The sequence below is a fragment of the Mycobacterium sp. ITM-2016-00316 genome, assembly GCF_002968335.2.
Classification (GTDB): domain Bacteria; phylum Actinomycetota; class Actinomycetes; order Mycobacteriales; family Mycobacteriaceae; genus Mycobacterium.
The window spans coordinates 5375374-5396590 of the sequence record NZ_CP134398.1; the positions used below are offsets into that span (position 1 = coordinate 5375374).

Below are 21217 nucleotides of genomic sequence, written 5' to 3' on the forward strand. Positions count from 1 at the left end.
AAAAAACGGTCGGACAACGCGATCCGTTTTCAATCCCGGAGATCCGGGCGCAGAGGGAAAAGTACCTCCTGAGCTCCGCAATCTGCAAGTCAGAATCGGTGCGCGGAGGTGTCCGAATCGGGCTTACAATCGGCGCCCGGCCGCGGTGGACGACTGATTCCGCAGGTGGGAAAACCGCGGGTGGACCACCGCCTGCCAGCTAAACTGCCCCCATGGACCACGACTGGTTGCTCGTGGAGACACTCGGGGACGAGCCTGCCGTCGTCGCGCAGGGGTCCCGGACCAAGAACCTGGTACCGACCAGCAGTTTCCTGCGTCGCAACCCGCATCTGATGGCCATCCAGTCGGCCATCGGCGAAACCGTGCGCGCGGGCCACGCGCTGAGCATCATCACGCCCAAACACGATCGTGTGATCCGCACCGAGGTCGTGCACATGTCGGACGGGGTGATCCACGGCGTGCATCTGTGGATCGGGCCGCCCGATGCCGAACCTCCGGAGCGCCCGATTCCGGGACCGCTCAAGTGGGACCTGACCTCTGGGGTCGCCACCGACACGCCGGAATCACTGGCCAACGCGGGCCGCGATATCGCCACCGAGGCGACCCATGGCCGGGCGTTCGCCGAGGATCTGCCCGCGCGGGCGCTGAACCCCAATGAGTCCAAGGTCCTGTCCATGGTCATCAAGGCGAAACCGGGCATGACGCTGTGCAGCACCTGGAATGTCACTGACTACCAGGGGCAGCCGATCACCGTGGGTTTCGTCGCCCGGGCGGTCCAGGAGCAGCAGGAGGACGGCAGCGAGCGGCTGATCTGCCGGGCCATGAACTGGCGCAGTGTGCGCGAGGGCCCGGTGGTGCGCCCCGACGATCTGGCGCAGCGGATTCTCAACGGACTGGCCGCCCCCGGCGTGCACCGGGCACTGGTCGACATGAAGCACTGGCGGCTGCTCAAATGGCTGGATCGGCCGAGTCCGCACTACGACTGGCGCGCCCGCGAGCGCGGCGAGCCGGCCCTGGATCCGGCGGACGAGCACCTGATCACGTCCATGATGCAGGAATTCATGCACGGCCCGACCGCGCGGGTGCTGCGCCTGCCGGCCGTCGGCGGCGGCTACACCCCCATCCACATCACGGCCAACAAGGTCGAACTCGACGATGACACCTACGCCGCGCTGCTGTCCATGCGATTGCCGACCGACGAGGAGCTCGCCGCGTCTCAGCAGGAAGCCACGGGGCTCGACGGCGCCGAGCCCACCGCCCGCCCCACGCTGAAATCGATACTGCGGATGGGAAAATCGGCGGAAACGGCCGGCTAGCGGCCGGTCTCGGCCGGTCCGGCCCGCGCCCGTGCGGAGGCCCGCCAACCCGGCACCCCCGCGTCGGCCGCCACGATGACGACGGTGTCCAGGCCCTGCACCGCACAGTCGCTCAGCGTCGTGCGCATCGCGGTGGCCACCGATAACGCACGGGCACATGCGATCTGGTGACCGGAGGCGATCCACGCAGCCGCCGAGAGTGCGGCCAGGTCGGCCGCGGACTGGGCGCGGTGCCGCGCGATCACCGCCGAGCCCAGCACCGCCACACCGGCCGTCACCGCCAACAGCACCATGATCATGCCCAGCGCGACCAGGCCGGCCGATCCGGTGTCCTCAGCGGCCCTGCTCGGCCACCGACACCGCTTCGGCGGTGATGGTGATCCCGGGCAGCAGAGCCGATGTCGTACTGATTCTGGCCACCAGCAGGTCACCCTCGCGATGCACCGACACCACGGCCCCGGCCGGGCCGACGCGTCGTGCGGCCGCGACACCGTCATCCCCGCGGGCGGCGAGCCTTGCCGCCTCCCGGGCGGCGTCGACGCACCGGATCTGCAGCACCGCGGCATTGAGCCCGGCCAGGCAGACCACCAGAACCGATACCAACGCGGCGATCGCGAACGCGGCCTCGACGGTGACGGCACCGCTGTCACCGCTCAGACGCTGGTGTTCAGCGCACGGGTGATGATGTTGGACAGCGCACCGACGATGGAGTCGCCCGTGACCACCGTGTACAGGATCGCGCCGAAGGCCGCCGCGGCGATCGTGCCGATGGCGTACTCGACGGTGCTCATCCCGGACTCGTCGACCGCCGCCACCAGCAGCCGCGCCTGCAGCTCTCGAATTCTGTTGAGCATGTTTGTCTTTCCCTTTCACCACAGTCCTGACCACATCAGGTCACCGGCCAGTCCGGCGACCACCGGGACGATTCCCAGGCATATGAACGCCGGCAGATAGCAGAGTCCGAGCGGACCGGCGATCAGGACCGACGCCCGCTCGGCGGCGGCGTCCGCCTCGGCCCCGGCATCGACACGGACCTGATCGGCCAGTTCGGCCACGCTGCCCGCCAGGGCGGCACCAGAGCTCGCCGACCGCCGCGCCAGCCGGGCCAACGCCGCGCCGTGCCGGTCGCCCGAGTCACCCGGATCGGCCCAGGCCCGGTCTGCTCCGGCGCCGAGGGCGAGCAGGTGCGCGGCCCGGGTCAGCTGATCGGCCAGCGCCGGTGGCGCGAGGCCTGCGGACGCGGCGGTGGCCGAGGCCGTCGCCATCCCCGCGGTCAGGCAGGCCGCCAGCACGTCGAAACAAGAGGCCGCCGCCAGCGGATCGACCCGGGGGCCGAGCGGCACAGCGGCATCGGTGCCGCTTCCGCGGATCCGGTGGGGGCCGGCGCCGACCAAGAGTGCGGCAGCCAGGAGCAGCGCGGCCCAACTCATCTGGGCAATCCCGTGACGATGCGGTCCGACCACAACAGGCCCAGGCAGGACAACGTGATCCCGATGACCAGCAGGACACCCCCGGCTCCCCCGGAGAGCAGGAACGCCAGCGGATCGGCACCGATCGCCTGTCCCAGCGCGATGCCGAGCAACGGCATCCCGGCCAGCACCGCGGCCGTCGTCCTCGCCCCCGCCAGCCCGGCATCGACCCGGACACGGAATCTCTCCCGTTCGACGATGTCATGGTGCGCGGCCCTCATCAGGGTGGCGATCGCCAGACCATGCGACTGCGCCAGCTCCCAGCACACCGCCAGCCGCACCCAACATTCCGGCTGCGCGGAAACTGCTGCCACCGAACGGATCCCGGAACCGACATCGGCACCGAGACGCCCCCGTGCGGCCACCGCCCGCAACCTTTCACCCACACCGGCACCGACCTCGGTACCGGCCGCGTCGAAGGCTGCCACCGGGTGCGCGCCCGCCCGCAATTCACCGGCGAGGATGTCCAGCCCGTCCCGTAAGGCTGCTGCTTCGGCGCACTGCCGCCGCTTCGCCGATGAGCCGCGCCGGCGGACGAGTACGGTGCCGAGCAGGATGGCCGCCGCCAGCACCACGGTCGGTTCCAGGGCGATGACCGCGATCAGGGCGAGCGGCACGACCGCACACCACAGCGCCCGGATCGGCGGTCGGCCGGGCCCGCCCGGGCCGATCAGCCTGGCCCGGGCCGGCGCCGGGGCCACCACCAGCGCCACGGCCAGCAGGGCCGCCGCGGCGCTCATCGCGGGCTCCGCGCGTCGATCAGCGCGGTCAACGTTTTTGCGCCGGAGCAGAACCCGCGATCGGCATGCCATGCGGTGCGGGTCCCCACCCAGCCGTCGGGTCCGCGGTCCAGCACTGCGATCTCGGTGAGCCGCCGGCGTCCGGCGGGGTCCCGCCCCACCTGCAACACCACCTGCACCGCTGCGGCGAGCTGACTGTGCAGCGCTGCCCGGTCCAGTCCACCGAGGGCGGCCAGCGCCTCCAGGCGGGCGGGCACCTCGGCAGCGCTGTTGGCATGCACGGTGCCCGCTCCGCCGTCGTGCCCGGTGTTCAGCGCGGTGAGCAGGTCGACCACCTCGGCGCCGCGCACCTCACCGACCACGATGCGATCGGGGCGCATCCGCAATGCCTGACGCAGCAGGTCGCGTACCGTCAACTCGCCGATGCCCTCCACATTGGCGCCCCTGGCCAACAGGTTGACGACGTGCGGGTGCCGTGGCGCGAGTTCCGGTGCGTCCTCGACGCAGACGATGCGTTCTGCGGTGGGGACCGCACCCAGCGCGGCCGACAGCAGAGTCGTCTTTCCGGACCCGGTTCCGCCGCAGATGAGGAACGCTAGCCGGCCGGCGATGACCCCCCGCAGCAGTTCGGCGGCCGGGCCGGCGATGGCACCGGTGGAGATCAACGCCGTGAGGTCCTGGCGCGCCGGGCGCAGCACCCGCAAGGAGATGCAGGTCCCGGCGGCCGCGACCGGGGGCAGCACGGCATGCAGCCGGACCAGATCGTCCCCGAGGCACCTGAGCTGCCCATCCACCCAGGGCCGGCTGTCGTCGAGTCGGCGGCCCGCCGCCAGCGCCAACCGCTGGGCCAGTCTGCGTACCGCAGCCTCGTCGGGGAACCGGATCTGGCTGCGCCGCAGCCCGTTTCCGTCATCAATCCATATCGAATCGGGTGCGGTGACCAGCACGTCGGTGGTGTCCGCGCTGCGCAGCAGCGGGTCGAGTATGCCTGCTCCGGTCAACTCGGTCTGCAGGGTCCGCATCCCGGCCAGCACCTCGGTGTCACCGAGGAGTCCGCCGGATTCCGCACGGATGGCCTCGGCCACGACGGTGGGATGCAGCGGAGCCTGCTCGGCCGCGAGCCGCTCCCGGACCCGGTCGATCAGAGACCCGGTCACAACAGCATCCCCAAGACATCCGCCGCGGCCCGTGCCAGCGGGGACCGCGCCCGCAGGCACAGGCCACCCCGCTCCAGGGTGTCGGCCAGTCCGGGTTGCGGCCGCATCGCCGCGACCAGCGGCAGCGCGACGGTCGCGGCGATATCGGCCGCGCGCAGCCCGCCGGGTGCCGGGCCACGCACCACCAGCGCGACGTTCGGATTGACCGTCCGGGCCCATCCCGCGAGCGCACCGGCGGCCGCCGCCGCGCGCACGTCGGCCGGGACGATCATCACGACCAGATCCGCCGATGCCAGCGTGACCTCGACCGCGGGGGCGACCCGCCGCGGCACGTCACATACGACCGTCACCCCGGCGGTGCGGCCCGCATCGATGACCGCGCTCAGCGCTCCGACGTCGATATCGGTGCCATGGCGCCCGCCGGAGAGCACCGTGACGCCACGGCGCCGAGGCAGTGCGCCCCGCAGGGCGTCGAACCCGAGCCGGCCCTCGCGCAGCGTGAGGTCCTGCCACCGCAGTCCGGGTACCCTCTCGGTCCCCATCGCGAGGTCCAGGCCGCCGCCCCAGGGGTCGGTATCGACGAGCAGCGATTGCGGTGCGGCCTGCGCCAGCGCCGCGGCGAACAGCGAGGCACCTGCCCCTCCGCACCCGCCGAGCGTCGCGACGACCGCACCTCGGTGGGTGTTCGGACCGGTGCCCTGTGTTGCCGTGGCGAACGCGTCGATCAATTCGCCGCCCTGCTCGGGCAATTGGATAACCCGTTGTGCGCCAACAGATACCGCGGCTTTCCAGTCGTCGCCGCCAGGTTCGGCCAGCCCCACCAGGAAGACCCGGTCACGACGCGGCATGCCGTCGTGAACGCACCGGCCTGCCGCTGCCGCATCGAGCACCACCGCCTGAGCACTCATCCAGACCGTGCGACTGGACGGGCGGTGGGCGTGGACCACCCGCACCGCAGCGGCGGCCGCCACCCGGTCGACGTCATCGCGCAGCGCACGGTCATCGACCAGGGCGAGTACTGCGGTCGCGGGTGTCATGCATCCACCGTGCAGAAGCGGGTGCCGACGGCACCAGAGGGTGCGGCCGATCTGTGGATGAATCGGCGTTTGTGCACAACTCAACGGGCGTCTGATCTTGTGAAAATCGCGTTCCGCAACGATTCGCAGCTGTGCTGGAAACTTCGGCGCGGGCGGTGAACTTACCCGGAAAAAGGGACGACCCCCGCCAGGGGGAGGAGGCGGAGGTCGTCGTGTATCAGCCCCGGGGGGTCGGGCTGATCCACACTCGGACATAGCCGAGTAAGGCCCACTATACACACGGAATTGCCTGGCGGCGCAAGTAGCGATGCAGGACATTTGCCCGAAATGCGAAAATTTGTGCAGTTTGCGACACGTGTCGTGAGCTGCCACTTTCCCAGGGTTGGGAAAGTACTCCCGAGGACTCCCCCTATGCTGGATTCCGTGACGGCATCCGAGGGGCCCGCCGACGAATCCAGTGCGCCGGGACCCGCAGCGCACACCGGTCAACCTGTCCGCACGGCCGCCTTTTTCGACCTCGACAAGACGGTCATAGCAAAGTCGAGCACCCTCGCGTTCAGCAAACCGTTTTTCGATCAGGGTCTGCTCAACCGCCGCGCCGTGCTGAAGTCGTCCTACGCCCAGTTCCTCTTTCTGATGTCCGGGGCCGATCACGATCAGATGGATCGGATGCGCACCTATCTGACCGACATGTGTACAGGTTGGGACGTCGAGCAGGTGCGCTCCGTGGTCCGTGAGACCCTGCATGAGATCGTCGATCCACTGGTCTTCGCGGAGGCCGCCAACCTGATCGCCGACCACAAGCTGTGCGGCCGGGACGTGGTGGTGGTGTCGGCATCCGGCGAAGAGATCGTGGCGCCGATCGCCCGCGCCCTCGGCGCCACCCACGCGATGGCCACCCGGATGGTCGCGGAAGAGGGAAAGTACACCGGCGAGGTTGCCTTCTACTGCTTCGGCGAAGGCAAAGCCGAGGCGATCCGTGAGCTGGCCACCCGCGAGGGGTATGCGCTGGAACATTGCTACGCCTACTCCGATTCGATCACCGACCTGCCGATGCTCGAAACCGTCGGGCACCCCACTGTCGTCAATCCCGACCGCGGCCTGCGCAAGGAGGCCACCGCGCGCGAGTGGCCGGTGCTCACCTTCAGCCGCCCGGTGCCGCTGCGGGACCGGCTGCCCGCCGCTCCGTCGGGCGCGGCCGTCGCCACGACGGTCGCGGTCGGGCTGAGCGCGCTGGCCGGCGGTGCGCTCACCTATTCCCTGCTCCGTAAGGTGCTGCCGCGCACCACTAACCGCCGGTAGCTACACACGCCGGCGTAACGATCCGGATTCACACCCGATTGGTACTTGCTGTGACCGCGGTCACGGAGTACAAAGGGAGGCACGGAAGCACGGCAAGGCCAAGGCCACACCGGAAGAGAAGGTGTGATCTCCCGAGCCGGGCATCCCAGCACGGATCACCGGAACCCACGCGGAGCACATGCCGCCATACAGGCAGAAGCGTTGTGGGCCTGCGGAATTGCGAAAAGCGAATGACGTCGACAACCTCTTGGGTGGGGTTGCAGTCGTAGCGCATCGGAAGAACGCCGAGGCCACCCACACAACCCACCAGAGCACGCTTGGTAACCGGAGTCCGTGCTAGCGGGCGGCGAGCCGAATCGGACGAGAGTTCGATCACGGACCGTCGCCCGCTTCATTTGCTGGACGGTCCGGATCAGCCCTTCGCGGCCTGGGCGATCGAAAGCGCCTCGCGCGCACCGGCATGCAGCCCTTGGCTGCTGAGCACCAACCACGCACCCAACCCGTTCGGCGTTCCCGAGGCGAATCCACGAGCGGCCGCCCGGTAGTTTCCGGACTGCTTCATCCAGAACATCTCCGGCACCCCGAGACCGTGCGGGTCCAGTCCGCTCGACATCGTGATGAGCCGCGACACCGCCCGCGCCACCACACCGTCCGCGGTGCCGAACGGCTCCAGCGTCAACAGCTCCCCGTGCGCGACGGCCGCCAGCACAAAGGCCGGCACATTGGTCCCGCCGGTAACCAGCTCGGCCAGCGTCTCCAGTCGGGGCCCCACCTCCGGCGCCAGGCGCGGACGGCCCAGATGCTCGTCATCGACCAGATCCGCCGCGGCCAACGCGTGCAACCTGGCCAGCGCCTGCAGCGGCGCACGCTGCCATACCCCGGTCAACGCATTCGCCCCGCCCTCCAGCGCCTCGGACACCCGCAGCGCACCGGCCAGCACCGGATCGGGCTCGCCGTTCTCGGACAGACTGAGTGAGCCGCCGTCGAGCACCGACGACGCCCGTGCCGCCCGCAGCGCCGCTTCGGCGGCCGTGGCCGGCCATCCGCGGAGGTTGGTCCGGTGACGATGGGCCCGGCCCAGCTCCTCGCGGGCCTCTTCGCCGGCGGCCGCTACCCCTTCGAGTGCCACCAGCGGGGCAAGTGGATCGGTCATTGCCGTAACGCTAGCCGACCGCTGGGCTCGCAATCTTCGACGTTCGGCGCAGTACGCGCACCGCCCGCAGCGCATGTTGTGAGGCACCAACGCCCGTGCAACGTTTGGTGACTAGGCTCACACACCATGAGCAACACCACAGCCACGCACACCGGCGTCCCGTCCGCCTACCCGCCGCCGGCGGACTTCGCGGCGAATGCCAATGCCACCAGTGACCTGTATGACGCGGCCGAGGCCGACCGGCTCGGGTTCTGGGCCGAGCAGGCCAACCGGCTGGCCTGGCAGACCCCGTTCGACGAGGTACTGGACTGGTCGAACGCACCGTTCGCGAAGTGGTTCGTGGGCGGCAAGCTCAACGTCGCCTACAACTGTGTGGACCGCCACGTCGAGGCCGGAAACGGCGACCGGGTCGCCATCCACTGGGTCGGTGAACCGGTCGACGACGCCCGCACACTCACATATTCAGAACTCAAGGACGAGGTCTGCAAAGCCGCCAACGCGCTGACCGAGCTGGGGCTGGTGTCCGGCGACCGCGTCGCCATCTACATGCCGATGGTGCCCGAGGCCATCGTGTCGATGCTGGCCTGTGCACGACTGGGCATCATGCACTCGGTGGTGTTCGCCGGGTACTCGGCGTCCGCGCTGCGGGCCCGCATCGACGATGCCGAGGCCAAGCTCGTCATCACCACCGATGGCCAATACCGGCGCGGGAAGGCCGCCTCGCTCAAGGAGGCCGTCGACGACGCCGTCAAAGCATCCGAGTCCGTGGAACACGTACTCGTGGTGCGTCGCACAGGTATTGACATCTCATGGACCGAAGGCCGCGACGTGTGGTGGCACGATGCGGTGGACGGCGCGTCGCCCGTGCACGAACCTGAGGCGTTCGACGCCGAGCATCCGCTGTTCTTGCTCTACACCTCGGGCACCACCGGCAAGCCCAAGGGCATCGTGCACACCACCGGTGGCTACCTGACGCAGTCGTCCTACACCCACTTCAACGTCTTCGACGTCAAGCCGGAGTCCGACGTGTACTGGTGCACAGCCGATATCGGCTGGGTGACCGGGCACACCTACATCGTGTATGGACCGCTGTCCAACGGCGTCACCCAGGTGGTCTATGAGGGCACCCCGGCCTCACCCACCGAGCACCGTCACTTCGAGATCATCGAAAAGTACGGTGTCACAATCTATTACACCGCACCCACGCTGGTGCGCACCTTCATGAAGCTGGGACGTCAGATCCCCGCCGACCACGATCTGTCGAGCCTGCGACTGCTGGGCTCGGTCGGCGAACCCATCAACCCCGAGGCATGGCGCTGGTACCGCACCGTTTTCGGCGATGACAAAACCCCGATCGTCGACACCTGGTGGCAGACCGAGACCGGGTCGATCATGATCTCGCCGCTGCCCGGCGTGACGTCCACCAAACCGGGTTCGGCGATGCGGCCGCTGCCGGGCATCTCGGCCAAGATCGTCGACGACGAGGGCAATGAGCTCAAGCCGGGCACCGACCACGGTGAGCAGGCCAACGGCTATCTGGTGCTCGACAAGCCGTGGCCGTCGATGCTGCGCGGCATCTGGGGTGACCCGGAGCGGTTCAAGGAGACCTACTGGTCGCGCTTCGCCGAGCAGGGCTGGTACTTCGCCGGCGACGGCGCGCGCTACGGCAGCGACGGCGAGATCTGGGTGCTGGGCCGCATCGACGATGTCATGAACATCTCCGGGCACCGCATCTCGACCGCCGAGGTCGAGTCCGCCCTGGTCGGGCACGCCGGGGTGGCCGAGGCGGCCGTCGTCGGAGCCACCGATGAGCAGACCGGGCAAGCCATCTGCGCGTTCGTCATCCTGAAGGCCAGCGCCCACGGTGGTGCCGAGGGGATGGTCGACGAGCTGCGCGCAGAAGTGGCCAAGGAGATCTCGCCGATCGCCAAACCCCGCGAGATCCATGTCGTCCCGGAGCTGCCCAAGACCCGCAGCGGCAAGATCATGCGCCGGTTGCTGCGCGATGTGGCCGAGGGCCGCGAGCTCGGCGACACCTCGACGCTGTTGGATCCCAGCGTGTTCGAGGCGATCCGCGCCAGCAAGTAGCTACGGCGGGCCGGAGCGCAGCGACCCGGGGATTCGGTCAGCTCAGGCGACCGGCACGAATCCGGCGCCCGGGCGGTTCTTGGTCGTGATGTCTGCCAGCACCGTGTTGATCGACACGGTGACGGCAGGGGTGTGCAGCGGCACAAACTTGACCACGCACGTCGGCAGTTCCTCGGTGAAGGCGCCGTGGATCATGCCGACGAGCCGGTTGTTCACCGTCACCGGCGCGCCGGAGTCGCCGGGCTGCCCGCACACCTGATTCAGGATGGTGCCCGGGTCCTGACCCGGGCCCCAGGTCACGCCGCAGGAGTATCCGGTGGTGCGGCCCAGCTTGCAGGCCACCTCACCGAACGACGGGTCTGGACCGAGCCCGAAGATCGAGAATCCGTTGACGGTGTTCACCGGACGCACCCGCTGCGGATCGAATTCGATGACGGCGTAGTCGAGGCCGTCATTGCCGGCGACCATGACGCCGACCGTGCCCGCCTTCGGCGCCGCCTCGGATGCGACGACCGCTCCCGGTCCGCCGCAGTGCGCAGAGGTGAACCCGATGAGCTTTCCCGCTGCGTCGTGACCGATCGAGGTGAGCGTGCAGAACGCATGCCCGTCGATGACGATGCCGGATCCGCCGCCGAGATCGACCGGCCCTTCGGCGTGGGCGGCCGGTCCCGTCGACAACGCGAGGGGGGCCAGCACCGCGAGCGAAACGAAACGCGCCAGGTACCGCCAGCGGTGTCTCAAGGTCTCCCCGTTCAATCGGTGCTCGCCATTCTATGTCGGCCGGGAGAAAACCTGGGCTGCTGGAACCTTCCCCGTCGCTTCGCTCGCCCCCGGACCATGGCAACATAGCCCCCATGAGCTCGAGCAACGGGGACCGCAAGAACGGCGTGCCTGCGACCGTCACATCGATTCCGCTCGTGGACCCGCACGCCCCGAAGGTTGATCCGTCGATCGGTGACCTGGTCAAGGATGCGACCGCGCAGGTTTCGACGCTGGTGCGCGCCGAAGTAGAACTGGCCAAGGCCGAGATCACCCGCGATGTGAAGAAGGGCCTCACCGGCAGCGTCTTCTTCATCGCGGCGCTGGTCGTGCTGTTCTACTCGACCTTCTTCCTGTTCTTCTTCGTCGCGGAGCTGCTGGACACCTGGCTGTGGCGGTGGGCGGCGTTCCTGATCGTGTTCGGGATCATGGTGCTGACAACGGTGGTGCTGGCGCTGTTCGGCTACCTCAAGGTGCGCCGCATCCGAGGCCCGCAGCAGACCATCGAGTCGGTGAAGGAAACCAAGGAGGCGCTGACGCCGGGCCACGACAAGCCCGAGGCGCCGCGTCCCGCGCTCACCACCGATCCGTCGGGCTGGTAGCCCACGCCCCTCATGGCACCCCGGCCGGATCCGTCTGTTGTACGCATCGACGGACCGTGGCGACACCTGCAGATCCACGCCAACGGAATCCGCTTCCATGTCGTGGAGGGGCTCGCCGGTTCCGAGCAGACCGACCGCCCGCTGGTGATCTTGCTGCATGGCTTCGGGTCCTTCTGGTGGTCCTGGCGCCATCAACTGCGCGGCCTGAGCGGTGCACGGGTCGTCGCCGTCGATCTGCGCGGCTACGGCGGTAGCGACAAACCGCCTCGCGGGTATGACGGGTGGACGCTGGCCGGTGACACCGCCGGCCTGGTGCGCGCGCTGGGCCACAGTTCGGCGACGCTGATCGGCCATGCCGACGGCGGGCTGGTCTGCTGGGCCACCTCGATCCTGCATCCCCGGGCGGTCGACGCCGTCAGCCTGGTCAGCTCGCCGCACCCGGTGGCACTTCGCGAATCAGTGCTCGCCAACTCCGCGCAGCGCCGGGCGCTGCTGCCATGGCTGTTGCGCTATCAGCTGCCCATCTGGCCGGAGCGCAAGTTGATGCGCCACAACGCAATAGAGGTCGAGCGGGTGGTGCGCAGTCGCGCCGGTGACGCCTGGCTGGCCACCGAGGACTTCGCCGAGACGGTCCGGCACCTACGGCAGGCGATTCAGATCCCGGGCGCGGCCCATTCCACCCTGGAGTACCAGCGCTGGGCGGTGCGCAGCCAGCTGCGCACCGAGGGACGACGATTCATGCAGTCGATGAAGCGACCGCTGGACATTCCGCTGCTCCATCTGCGCGGCGCGGCCGATCCGTACGTGCTGGCCGACTCGGTGCGCCGCACCGAGTCCTTCGTCTCGCGCGGCCAGTTCGTCTCGGTGCCCGGCGCTGGACATTTCGCGCACGAAGAGACACCGGTGCCGGTCAACGCCGCGCTACAGCAGTTTCTGGCTGAGGTTCATCCCGGCTGACCGATACAGGTACCGGTGGGCACCGGCGCGGTGTTACCGACCTCGAGCCGCTGCGGCAGGACCTCCTGGGCGGTCAGCACGAATCCGGTGTCCGCGTCGTCGACGGCGGCCCCGAACACCACACCGAGGACCCTGCCGTCCTTGTCGATCATCGGACCACCGGAATTGCCTTGCCGGACAGTCCCCCTGATGGTGTACACGGTCCGATTCACCGTCGTCGAGTTGTAGATGTCGGGACCGTTGAGCTCGATGGTCTCGCGCACGCGCGCCGGGGTCGCGGTGAAGTCCCCGCCGCCCGGATAGCCCATCACGATGGCGTCCGTGGTCGGCTCGGCCTCGGAATCGTCGAAGATCAGCGGGACAGACGGCAGTTCCGGGACGGCCAGGATGGAGATGTCCTGGTTGGGGTCGTAGGCGACCACGCTGGCGTCATAGGACTGCCCGCCCACCTCCACGGTGACGGTCTCCGCGCCGGCGACCACGTGTGCGTTGGACATCACCCGGTTCGGGGCGATGACGAAGCCGCTGCCCTCCAACACCTTCTGGCAGCTGGGTGCGACTCCGCGGATCTTCACCACACTGTTCCTGGTGGCCTCGACAACCGGTGATGCCGACAGTGCCGCATCCGGTGCGTCGACCGCGACGATCGGGGTGCGGCTGAAGGGTTCGAGCACCGCGGGCAGGCCCGAGGTGTCCAGCAGACCGGCCAGCCGGGCGGGCACCTTCTTGAGCCACTCCGGTGCGAGGGCGTCGACCTCGCTGAGCACCTTGGAGCCGCGGACGGCCCCGGCCAGCGTGGGCTGGCTGGTCAGCGGGGTGGCCAGCAACCAGGCCGCCACCAGCACGGTGACCAGCTGCAGGGCCGCACCGATGATCGAGTCGATGGTGCGCAGACCACGGTTGCGCATGGCACCGCGCACCGCGCGGCCCAGCACCACACCGGCGATCTCCCCGATGACCACCAGAGCCAGGATGAGAAACAGCGTCGCGAACAGTTTCGTGCGGGGCCCGTCGATGTTGCCGACGACATGTGGTGCCAGCAGCACGCCCGCGACGGCGCCGAGCACCACCCCGATGAACGACAGCAGCGAGCCGAGCGCGCCGGAGCGCCAGCCCGATACCGCGGCCACGAAGGCGACGGCGAGGATGGCGAGGTCGAGCCACTGTGACGGTGTCATTGTTGGGCCTCACGGTACTGGCTGGCGCGTCCGACAAGCGCCATTGCCTCGTCCAACTCACGCACGTTGTCGGCGTCCCACGGCTGCGCCCACCCGGCGACGTCGAGAATCGCCGAGATCACCTGACCGGTGAAACCCCACACCAGCATCTGGTTCAGCAGGAATGCCGGGCCGGCGAAACGGCTGGTGTTGGCCTCGCGGTAGACCATCAACCGGTTCTCCGGATTGATGAACGCGCGCAGCGGAACCCGCGCGACGATGGCCGCCTCCCCTGGGTCCACCACCCGGACAGGACCCGGGTCCGGCGAATAGGCCAGCACCGGAACAACGTGAAAACCGGTCGGCGGGATGAACATCCGGTCCAGGACGGCCAACGGGGTCAACCGACCGGTGTCGACGCCGGTCTCCTCGCGGGCCTCGCGCAGCGCGGTGGACACCGGGCCGTCGTCCTCCGGGTCGGACACCCCACCGGGAAATGCGGCCTGCCCGGAGTGGTTTCGCAGTGTGGAGGCCCGCACGGTGACCAACAGGTCGGTGTCCGGCGGCGGTCCGCCGACCGGCGCCTCGGCGGGGCCGGAGAACAGCACCAGCACCGCGGCATCGCGTTTGGTGCCCGCGCGGGTGGCGGTTTCGTTGGCGGCGGTGATGGCGGCGAGCACGTCGGCGGGCACACGGCTGCGGTAGGCATCGGGCACCGCGGCGACATTGTCGACCAGCGGCTGCAGCCAGCGCGGCGCGGCGTCCGGCGCCAGAACACTGCTACTCAACCGGAACTCCTATCGACGGATTCACCGCCGCGGCGATCTCGTCGGCGTCGGTGAACGGTCGCGGCAGGATTTCGGCCACGCTACCGTCCGCGCGCAGGACGACGGTCGCAGGCATCACGTTGGGCACCTTGAGCGCGGCCGCGACGAGGCGCCGCCCGTCCTGCACCGTCGGCAGCCGGACACCCAACTCGGCGAGGCGCAGCAGACCGGCGGTCTCGTTCTCGTCCTGGTGCACCGTCAGGACCGTCACCCGATCGCCCATCCGCCGCTGGTATTCGGCGAGTGCGGGAAGCTCGTCCGCGCACGGTCCACACCAGTACGCCCACAGGTTGAGCAGCACCGGCCGGCCCGCCAACCCCGCTGCGAGATCCATCGGGGTGCCGTCACCCGCGCATTCCAGGGTGATACCGCGCAACGCCTGCGGCCCGGGACCGGCCTCCGCGCTGGGGCAGGGCGCCAGGTCGGCACGCGCCCGGGGCTGGGCCAGCGCCTGCGGGGTATCGGCATCGCGGTGATCTCGCGCGGCGGGGCTGCCCGCATCGACCGGTCCGGCGGCGTCGGTGTCGAGTTCACGCCACAGCGCGTAGCCCAGCGCCACCAGGATGATCAGTACTGCCGCGGTCCAGCGGGCCGAGCGGCTCACAGCCCGGCCAGCGCCAGCAGGTGCTCGGTCTCGGGACCTTTCACCAGCGCCGCCGCGGTGACCGGATCGGTGGGGCCGGCACCGAAGGACGGGCAGTCCTTGGCCAGCACGCACACCCCGCACGCCGGGCGACGGGCATGGCAGACGCGGCGGCCGTGAAAGATCACGCGATGGCTCAGCAGGGTCCATTCGCGGCGTTCGATCAACTCACCGACGATGTGCTCGACCTTCACCGGGTCCTCTTCGGCGGTCCAGCGCCAGCGCCGCACCAACCGGCCGAAGTGGGTGTCGACGGTGATGCCGGGGATGTCGAAGGCATTGCCCAGCACCACGTTGGCGGTTTTACGGCCGACACCGGGCAAGGTGACGAGGTCGGCGAGGTTGTCCGGCACCTCACCGTCGAACCGGGCCTCCAACTCCTGGCCCAGGTTGATCAGCGAGTTGGTCTTGTTGCGGTAGAAACCGGTGGGCCGGATCAGCTCTTCGAGTTCGGTCCGGTCGGCCTGCGCGTAGTCCAGCGCGGTGCGGTACCGCTTGAACAACGCCGGGGTGGTCAGGTTGACGCGTTTGTCGGTGCACTGGGCCGACAGGATGGTCGCGACCGTGAGTTCGAGCGGGTTGGTGAAATCCAGCTCGCAATAGACGTGTGGGAAGGCCACCGCGAGCGCACGGTTCATCCGCCGCGCCCGGCGGACCAGACCGAGAGGGGTCTCGCGGTCCCATGCGGCGGACGACTTGCTCCGGACGGTGCTCGCGCTCACCCGATCAGCGTACTGACATGCGGACATGGGCGAGCGAAGCGACGGGGAAGAGGGCCCAACAGCCCGCTTCCGACCGGTGACAAACCGTAATCGCGCTGAGACCTTCGCCGTGTTTACTCACCTGTGTGTCTTGGTTGCTGGTCGCCTTCGTCCCCGGGTTGCTGATGCTGGCGACCTTCGGGCTCGAGCGCCTGGAGGCAAGCCTGGAGACCGAGGAGACCACGACGCTGCGCCGCAATGTCGGCACGGATTTGCTGGAACGCAAACGCCCGGCCCCCCGCGAACCGCAGGCGTTCACCGGTCTGCCGACCCGATTGGCGACGTCCAGCACGGCCAATCCGCAGTTTCCTGCGACTCGCCAGCCCAATCGTGTGTAGCGTTGGCTCGTCGTCGGCGGGCCAACCTCTAGACTGATTTCGCTAACAAGCTAGGCGGTCAGCCACCGCAGGTTTGATACGCATGACATATCACCCGATGAGCTTAAGAGGGGCAACGTGGACGAGATCCTGGCCAGGGCCGGAATCTTCCAAGGGGTAGAACCCACTGCGGTCGCTGCGCTGACCAAACAGCTGCAGCCCGTCGACTTTCCGCGCGGACACACGGTGTTCGCCGAAGGCGAGCCCGGTGACCGGCTCTACATCATCACGTCCGGCAAGGTGAAGATCGGCCGGCGTTCCCCTGACGGCCGGGAGAACCTGCTGACGATCATGGGCCCGTCCGACATGTTCGGCGAGCTGTCGATCTTCGACCCCGGCCCCCGTACCTCCAGTGCCACCACGATCACCGAGGTGCGTGCGGTCTCGATGGACCGCGAGGCGCTGCGCGCGTGGATCGCCGACCGCCCGGAGATCGCCGAGCAGCTGCTGCGCGTGCTGGCCCGCCGCCTGCGCCGCACCAACAACAACCTGGCCGACCTGATCTTCACCGACGTGCCCGGCCGGGTCGCCAAGCAGCTGCTGCAGCTGGCCCAGCGCTTCGGTACGCAGGAGGGTGGCGCCCTGCGCGTGACCCACGACCTGACGCAGGAAGAGATCGCCCAGCTCGTCGGCGCCTCCCGCGAGACCGTGAACAAGGCGCTGGCCGATTTCGCCCACCGCGGCTGGATCCGGCTCGAAGGCAAGAGCGTCTTGATCAGCGACTCCGAGCGGTTGGCCCGCCGAGCGCGCTAGCGTTCTCCCGCCGAGACTGTATTCCAGACGCAAAACTCCGAGTACCGGCCTTCTGGAATGCTGTTTCGGCAGTCAGCTGCGTAGGTAGTCCAGCTGGGCCTGCGTCGATTTCTCGGCCGCGGGCCACAGCTTCTGGTCCACATCGGTATAGACGTGGGCGACGACCTGCTTCGCGGTGGCGTCCTCACCCAGCACCTGCAGGGCGCCGCGAACCTGTTCGAGTCGTTGTTCGCGATGGGCCAGGTAGGCGGTGGCGACACCGGCCAGATCGTCGAGTTCGGGGCCGTGTCCCGGCAGCACGGTGCGCGGCCCCAGCCCCTGTAGCCGACGCAGCGATTCCAGGTAGGCCGCCAGACTTCCGTCCTCGTCATCGATGACGGTGGTGCCGCGTCCGAGCACGGTGTCGGCGGTCAGGACGGCGTCATCGACGAGGAACGACAACGAGTCCACGGTGTGGCCGGGCGTGGCCATCACCGTGATGCGCAGACCGGCCGCGTCGATCACCTCGCCGTCGGTCAGCGGTCCGCCCATACCCCGCAGAAATCCGCTGCCCACCGCGCGGACCACCGCGCCGGTGCGCTCCACCAGCATGTCGATACCGTCGGTGTGGTCGCCGTGCTTGTGACTGATCAACACCAACGGGATCTTCCCCAGTGCCGCGATGCGCTCGATGTGCTCGGTGTCGTCGGGGCCGGGATCGACGATCACCATCTCGTCGCTGCGCGGGCCGCGCAGCACCCAGGTGTTGGTGCCGTCCAGCGTCATGATGCCCGGGTTGTCGCACAGTAAAACGGAGGCCGTCACAGTCTCCGTTTCCAAGACCGGCCTCAGCACGCCGTACGCGGGATGGGTCGTCACGCGACCTCGACGATCACTTCCACTTCCACCGGGGCGTTGCGGGGCAGCTCGGACACCCCGACCGCGGAGCGCGCGTGTGCGCCGGCCTCGCCGAAGATCTCACCGAACAGTTCGGAGGCCCCGTTGATGACGCCGGGCTGTCCGTCGAATCCGGACGCCGAGGCCACGAAGCCGACGACCTTGACCACCTTGACGACCGCGTCGATGCCCACCAGCGCGTGCACGGCCGCCAATGCGTTGAGCCCACATTGGCGGGCCAGGTCCTTGGCCTGCTCGGCGGTGACCTCGGCGCCGACCTTGCCGGTCGCCAGCAGTGCACCGTCGCTGATCGGCAGTTGTCCTGCGGTGTAGACCAGGTTGCCGGTGCGCACCGCGGGTACGTACGCGGCCAGCGGCGCGACCACGGCGGGCAGCTCGATGCCGAGCTCGGCCAGCTTTGCCGAGACGGGGCTCACTTGGGCCGCTTCAGGTAGGCGACATGCTGCTCACCGGTGGGGCCGGGCAGCACCGACACCAGTTCCCAGCCGTCGACACCCCAGGTATCCAGGATCTGCTTGGTGGCGTGCGTCAGCAACGGAACTGTGGCGTATTCCCAACGGGTTAACTCGCTCATGTGGGCGAGCTTATCCGGCCACCCCTCACGCATGGATAGCATGCAGGCGTGGAACAAGAATCCAACGACCGCAAACCGGTCGGCTGGCCGTCCCGCCTGACCAAGGCACGGCTGCACTTCGTCACCGGCAAGGGCGGCACCGGCAAGTCGACGATCGCGGCGGCGCTGGCACTGGCGCTGGCCGCCGGGGGCCGCAAGGTACTGCTGGTGGAGGTCGAAGGACGCCAAGGCATCGCCCAACTCTTCGACGTGCCCCCGCTTCCCTACAAGGAAGTCAAGATCGCCACCGCCGACGGTGGCGGGCAGGTCAACGCGCTGGCCATCGACACCGAGGCGGCGTTCCTGGAATACCTCGACATGTTCTACAACCTCGGCATCGCCGGTCGCGCGATGCGCCGCATCGGTGCGGTCGAGTTCGCCACCACGATCGCTCCGGGCCTGCGCGATGTGCTGCTCACCGGCAAGATCAAAGAGATCGTGGTGCGCAACGACAAGCCGGCCAAGACCGGCCAGACCGCCTACGACGCGATCGTGGTCGATGCTCCCCCGACGGGGCGCATCTCACGCTTTCTCGATGTCACCAAGGCGGTGTCCGAGTTGGCCAAGGGCGGTCCGGTGCACTCGCAGGCCGAGGGCGTGGTCAAGATCCTGCATTCGGATCTGACCACCATCCACCTGGTGACCCTGCTGGAGGCGCTGCCCGTGCAGGAGACCATCGAGGCGATCAGCGAACTGCGCGAACTCGATCTGCCCATCGGCAGCGTGATCGTCAATCGCAACATCCCCTCCTACCTGTCCGCCGCGGACCTCACCAAGGCCGCCGAGGGTGACATCGACGCCGATGCCGTCCGCGCCGGACTCGAGGCCGCCGGGATCACGTTGTCGGACAGCGATTTCGCCGGACTGCTCACCGAGTCCATCCAGCATGCCACCCGGATCGCCGCACGCGCCGAGAGCGCGGAACTGCTCGAAGATCTCGACGTGGCCCGGCTGGAACTTCCCGCCATCGCCGACGGCGTCGACCTCGGCAGTCTGTACGAACTCGCCGAAGCACTTGCCGCCCAAGGAGTCCGATGAGTACCACGCCTCCCACCCTGAACCTGGGTGCGATTCTCGCCGACACCGCCAACCGGGTGATCGTGTGCTGCGGCGCCGGCGGCGTCGGTAAGACAACCACCGCCGCCGCAATGGCGCTGCGCGCAGCCGAAAGTGGCCGCACCGTGGTGGTGCTGACCATCGACCCGGCCAAACGACTGGCGCAGGCACTGGGCATCGAGAGCCTGGGCAACAACCCGCAGCGGGTGCCGCTGGCCCCCGAGGTGACCGGCGAACTGCACGCCATGATGCTCGACATGCGCCGCACCTTCGATGAGATGGTGCTGCAGTACTCATCGGATTCCGAACGCGCAGAAGCGATTCTGGAGAACCAGTTCTACCAGACGGTGGCCACCTCACTGGCGGGCACGCAGGAGTACATGGCGATGGAGAAGCTCGGCCAGCTGCTGGCCGAGGACAAATGGGACCTGATCGTGGTGGACACCCCACCGTCGCGCAACGCGCTGGACTTCCTGGACGCACCCAAACGGCTCGGCAGCTTCATGGACAGCCGGCTGTGGCGACTGCTGCTGGCCCCCGGCCGCGGGATCGGCAAGCTCGTCACCGGCGCCGTCGGACTGGCGATGAAGGCACTGTCAACGGTGCTCGGATCCCAGATGTTGGCTGACGCAGCAGGTTTCGTGCAGGCGCTGGACGCCACCTTCGACGGGTTCCGGCAGAAGGCGGACAAGACCTACGAGCTGCTCAAGCGCCGCGGCACCCAGTTCGTGGTGGTGTCGGCGGCCGAACCGGATGCGCTGCGCGAGGCTTCGTTCTTTGTCGACCGGTTGTCGCAGGAGAAGATGCCGCTGGCCGGGCTGATTCTCAACCGCACCCACCCGACGCTGACCAGCCTGGCCGGCGAGAAGGCCGCCGAGGCCGCCGATCAGCTCGATGCCGAGCAGGGTGCGGGCGGGTTGACCGCTGCGGTGCTGCGGGTGCACGCCGCGCGGGCGGCCACCGCCAAGCGCGAGGTGCGGCTGCTGTCCCGGTTCACCGGCGCCAACCCGCATGTCGCGATCGTCGGGGTGCCGTCGCTTCCATTCGACGTATCGGATCTGGAAGCGCTGCGCGCCATCGGCGATCAGCTCACGGGCGTCGCGGCGAGCTAGACCGCGCTGCGGTGCTTGCGCTGGGCGGCGAAGAAGTCCGCCCAGGACACCACCTCGGGGTGCTGCTTGAGCAGGGCGCGGCGCTGGCGCTCGGTCATGCCGCCCCAGACCCCGAACTCGACCTTGTTGTCCAGGGCGTCGGCGCCGCATTCGGCGATGACGGGGCAATGCCGGCAGATGACTGCCGCCTTGCGCTGGGCGGCTCCGCGTACGAAAAGCTCATCGGGGTCTGCCTGCCGGCAGCGCGCCTGCGAAACCCACGCGATCCTGGCCTCGGCCTCAGCTCCGGGGGCGGCAGCGTGGAGTTGGGGGCTAACGCCAATCTTGTGCGTGGCAGATGATGTGACTGACACCAGCGATCCCTTCGTCCGGACTACATAACACGTAGATGTAATCTGCGCCACATTGCGTCCAGAGTGTTACCTGAATCGCATTGTGTGT

General features: G+C 68.7%; 25 protein-coding genes and 1 pseudogene. 9 read left to right on the plus strand and 17 right to left on the minus strand.

From position 1 onward, the window contains the following. Positions 1 to 212 precede the first annotated feature (212 nt). The gene (locus C6A86_RS26035) at positions 213 to 1316 is read left to right on the plus strand and encodes a PAS domain-containing protein (RefSeq protein WP_105363017.1); all 1104 of its coding nucleotides are present in this window, start codon (positions 213 to 215) and stop codon (positions 1314 to 1316) included. On the opposite strand, the gene C6A86_RS26040 is transcribed toward C6A86_RS26035, so the two are convergent. The 7 genes from C6A86_RS26040 to ssd are packed head-to-tail and all read right to left on the minus strand — an operon-like array spanning position 1313 to position 5719. Next, complete coding sequence (locus C6A86_RS26040; protein WP_233212970.1) at positions 1313 to 1615, minus strand: Rv3654c family TadE-like protein; 303 nt, start codon at positions 1613 to 1615, stop codon at positions 1313 to 1315. The two genes, C6A86_RS26035 and C6A86_RS26040, sit on opposite strands and share 4 nt — an antisense overlap. Positions 1616 to 1649: 34 nt before the next feature. Next, positions 1650 to 1919, minus strand: a complete 270-nt coding sequence (locus C6A86_RS26045; RefSeq protein ID WP_233212971.1) for a TadE family type IV pilus minor pilin — start codon at positions 1917 to 1919, stop codon at positions 1650 to 1652. Positions 1920 to 1969: 50 nt separating this feature from the next. After that, positions 1970 to 2170, minus strand: coding sequence for a DUF4244 domain-containing protein (locus tag C6A86_RS26050; RefSeq protein WP_105363018.1), 201 nt, complete (start codon positions 2168 to 2170; stop codon positions 1970 to 1972). A 15-nt stretch (positions 2171 to 2185) separates the two neighbouring features. Next, the gene (locus C6A86_RS26055; protein ID WP_105363019.1) at positions 2186 to 2746 is read right to left on the minus strand and encodes a type II secretion system F family protein; all 561 of its coding nucleotides are present in this window, start codon (positions 2744 to 2746) and stop codon (positions 2186 to 2188) included. Beyond that, positions 2743 to 3525 (minus strand): type II secretion system F family protein, encoded by a 783-nt coding sequence (locus C6A86_RS26060; RefSeq protein ID WP_105363020.1) that lies wholly within the window; start codon positions 3523 to 3525, stop codon positions 2743 to 2745. Before C6A86_RS26060 ends, C6A86_RS26055 begins: the two co-directional genes overlap by 4 nt. Then, positions 3522 to 4682 (minus strand): TadA family conjugal transfer-associated ATPase, encoded by a 1161-nt coding sequence (locus tag C6A86_RS26065; RefSeq protein WP_105363021.1) that lies wholly within the window; start codon positions 4680 to 4682, stop codon positions 3522 to 3524. The genes C6A86_RS26060 and C6A86_RS26065 overlap by 4 nt, the downstream gene beginning before the upstream one ends. Further along, positions 4679 to 5719 carry a septum site-determining protein Ssd gene (gene ssd / locus C6A86_RS26070; RefSeq protein WP_105363022.1) on the minus strand — a complete coding sequence of 347 codons (1041 nt, stop codon included), beginning with the start codon at positions 5717 to 5719 and terminating at the stop codon, positions 4679 to 4681. The genes C6A86_RS26065 and ssd overlap by 4 nt, the downstream gene beginning before the upstream one ends. Before the next feature lie 423 nt (positions 5720 to 6142). Between ssd and C6A86_RS26075 the strand changes: the two genes are divergently transcribed. Next, positions 6143 to 7021, plus strand: a complete 879-nt coding sequence (locus C6A86_RS26075) for an HAD-IB family hydrolase (RefSeq protein WP_396834301.1) — start codon at positions 6143 to 6145, stop codon at positions 7019 to 7021. 412 nt (positions 7022 to 7433) lie between these two features. Here C6A86_RS26075 and C6A86_RS26080 read toward each other — a convergent pair whose 3' ends face one another. Next, positions 7434 to 8174: an oxidoreductase gene (locus C6A86_RS26080; protein ID WP_105363024.1), complete on the minus strand. Its 741-nt coding sequence runs from the start codon at positions 8172 to 8174 to the stop codon at positions 7434 to 7436. 126 nt (positions 8175 to 8300) lie between these two features. On the opposite strand from C6A86_RS26080, the gene acs reads away from it, so the two are divergent. Beyond that, positions 8301 to 10262, plus strand: coding sequence for an acetate--CoA ligase (gene acs / locus C6A86_RS26085; RefSeq protein ID WP_311100925.1), 1962 nt, complete (start codon positions 8301 to 8303; stop codon positions 10260 to 10262). 42 nt (positions 10263 to 10304) lie between these two features. On the opposite strand, the gene C6A86_RS26090 is transcribed toward acs, so the two are convergent. Further along, positions 10305 to 10958, minus strand: coding sequence for a S1 family peptidase (locus C6A86_RS26090; RefSeq protein WP_233212894.1), 654 nt, complete (start codon positions 10956 to 10958; stop codon positions 10305 to 10307). Positions 10959 to 11116: 158 nt separating this feature from the next. On the opposite strand from C6A86_RS26090, the gene C6A86_RS26095 reads away from it, so the two are divergent. Continuing rightward, a complete protein-coding gene (locus tag C6A86_RS26095; RefSeq protein WP_105362062.1) occupies positions 11117 to 11623 on the plus strand; it encodes a phage holin family protein in 507 nt (168 codons plus the stop codon). Positions 11624 to 11635: 12 nt separating this feature from the next. Then, a complete protein-coding gene (locus tag C6A86_RS26100; protein WP_105362061.1) occupies positions 11636 to 12580 on the plus strand; it encodes an alpha/beta fold hydrolase in 945 nt (314 codons plus the stop codon). On the opposite strand, the gene marP is transcribed toward C6A86_RS26100, so the two are convergent. The 4 genes from marP to nth are packed head-to-tail and all read right to left on the minus strand — an operon-like array spanning position 12568 to position 15845. Next, entirely contained in the window at positions 12568 to 13758 is a 1191-nt protein-coding gene (gene marP / locus C6A86_RS26105; RefSeq protein WP_105362060.1) for an acid resistance serine protease MarP, read from the minus strand. The genes C6A86_RS26100 and marP overlap by 13 nt on opposite strands. Beyond that, complete coding sequence (locus C6A86_RS26110) at positions 13755 to 14525, minus strand: CoA pyrophosphatase (RefSeq protein WP_105362059.1); 771 nt, start codon at positions 14523 to 14525, stop codon at positions 13755 to 13757. The genes marP and C6A86_RS26110 overlap by 4 nt, the downstream gene beginning before the upstream one ends. Beyond that, the gene (locus C6A86_RS26115) at positions 14518 to 15168 is read right to left on the minus strand and encodes a TlpA disulfide reductase family protein (protein WP_105362058.1); all 651 of its coding nucleotides are present in this window, start codon (positions 15166 to 15168) and stop codon (positions 14518 to 14520) included. The genes C6A86_RS26110 and C6A86_RS26115 overlap by 8 nt, the downstream gene beginning before the upstream one ends. Further along, the gene (gene nth / locus C6A86_RS26120) at positions 15165 to 15845 is read right to left on the minus strand and encodes an endonuclease III (RefSeq protein WP_199196077.1); all 681 of its coding nucleotides are present in this window, start codon (positions 15843 to 15845) and stop codon (positions 15165 to 15167) included. The genes C6A86_RS26115 and nth overlap by 4 nt, the downstream gene beginning before the upstream one ends. 209 nt (positions 15846 to 16054) lie before the next feature. Here nth and C6A86_RS29230 point away from each other — a divergent pair. Beyond that, positions 16055 to 16136, plus strand: a pseudogene (locus C6A86_RS29230) (hypothetical protein); the annotation flags it as partial. Between the two features lie 287 nt (positions 16137 to 16423). Beyond that, complete coding sequence (gene crp / locus C6A86_RS26130; RefSeq protein ID WP_019510750.1) at positions 16424 to 17098, plus strand: cAMP-activated global transcriptional regulator CRP; 675 nt, start codon at positions 16424 to 16426, stop codon at positions 17096 to 17098. A 72-nt stretch (positions 17099 to 17170) separates the two neighbouring features. Here the strand turns inward: crp and C6A86_RS26135 are convergent, their stop codons facing one another. Genes C6A86_RS26135 through C6A86_RS26145 form a run of 3 tightly spaced genes read right to left on the minus strand, consistent with a single transcriptional unit; the run spans position 17171 to position 18569 of the window. Continuing rightward, positions 17171 to 17902, minus strand: coding sequence for an MBL fold metallo-hydrolase (locus C6A86_RS26135; RefSeq protein WP_233212893.1), 732 nt, complete (start codon positions 17900 to 17902; stop codon positions 17171 to 17173). 50 nt (positions 17903 to 17952) lie between these two features. Continuing rightward, the gene (locus tag C6A86_RS26140) at positions 17953 to 18411 is read right to left on the minus strand and encodes a RidA family protein (protein WP_105362054.1); all 459 of its coding nucleotides are present in this window, start codon (positions 18409 to 18411) and stop codon (positions 17953 to 17955) included. Next, the gene (locus C6A86_RS26145; RefSeq protein ID WP_105362063.1) at positions 18408 to 18569 is read right to left on the minus strand and encodes a hypothetical protein; all 162 of its coding nucleotides are present in this window, start codon (positions 18567 to 18569) and stop codon (positions 18408 to 18410) included. The genes C6A86_RS26140 and C6A86_RS26145 overlap by 4 nt, the downstream gene beginning before the upstream one ends. Before the next feature lie 48 nt (positions 18570 to 18617). Between C6A86_RS26145 and C6A86_RS26150 the strand changes: the two genes are divergently transcribed. Further along, a complete protein-coding gene (locus C6A86_RS26150; RefSeq protein ID WP_105362053.1) occupies positions 18618 to 19646 on the plus strand; it encodes an ArsA-related P-loop ATPase in 1029 nt (342 codons plus the stop codon). Further along, positions 19643 to 20776: an ArsA family ATPase gene (locus C6A86_RS26155; protein WP_311100926.1), complete on the plus strand. Its 1134-nt coding sequence runs from the start codon at positions 19643 to 19645 to the stop codon at positions 20774 to 20776. Before C6A86_RS26150 ends, C6A86_RS26155 begins: the two co-directional genes overlap by 4 nt. Here C6A86_RS26155 and C6A86_RS26160 read toward each other — a convergent pair. After that, positions 20773 to 21099 carry a WhiB family transcriptional regulator gene (locus C6A86_RS26160; RefSeq protein ID WP_057171209.1) on the minus strand — a complete coding sequence of 109 codons (327 nt, stop codon included), beginning with the start codon at positions 21097 to 21099 and terminating at the stop codon, positions 20773 to 20775. The two genes, C6A86_RS26155 and C6A86_RS26160, sit on opposite strands and share 4 nt — an antisense overlap. Positions 21100 to 21217 lie beyond the last annotated feature (118 nt).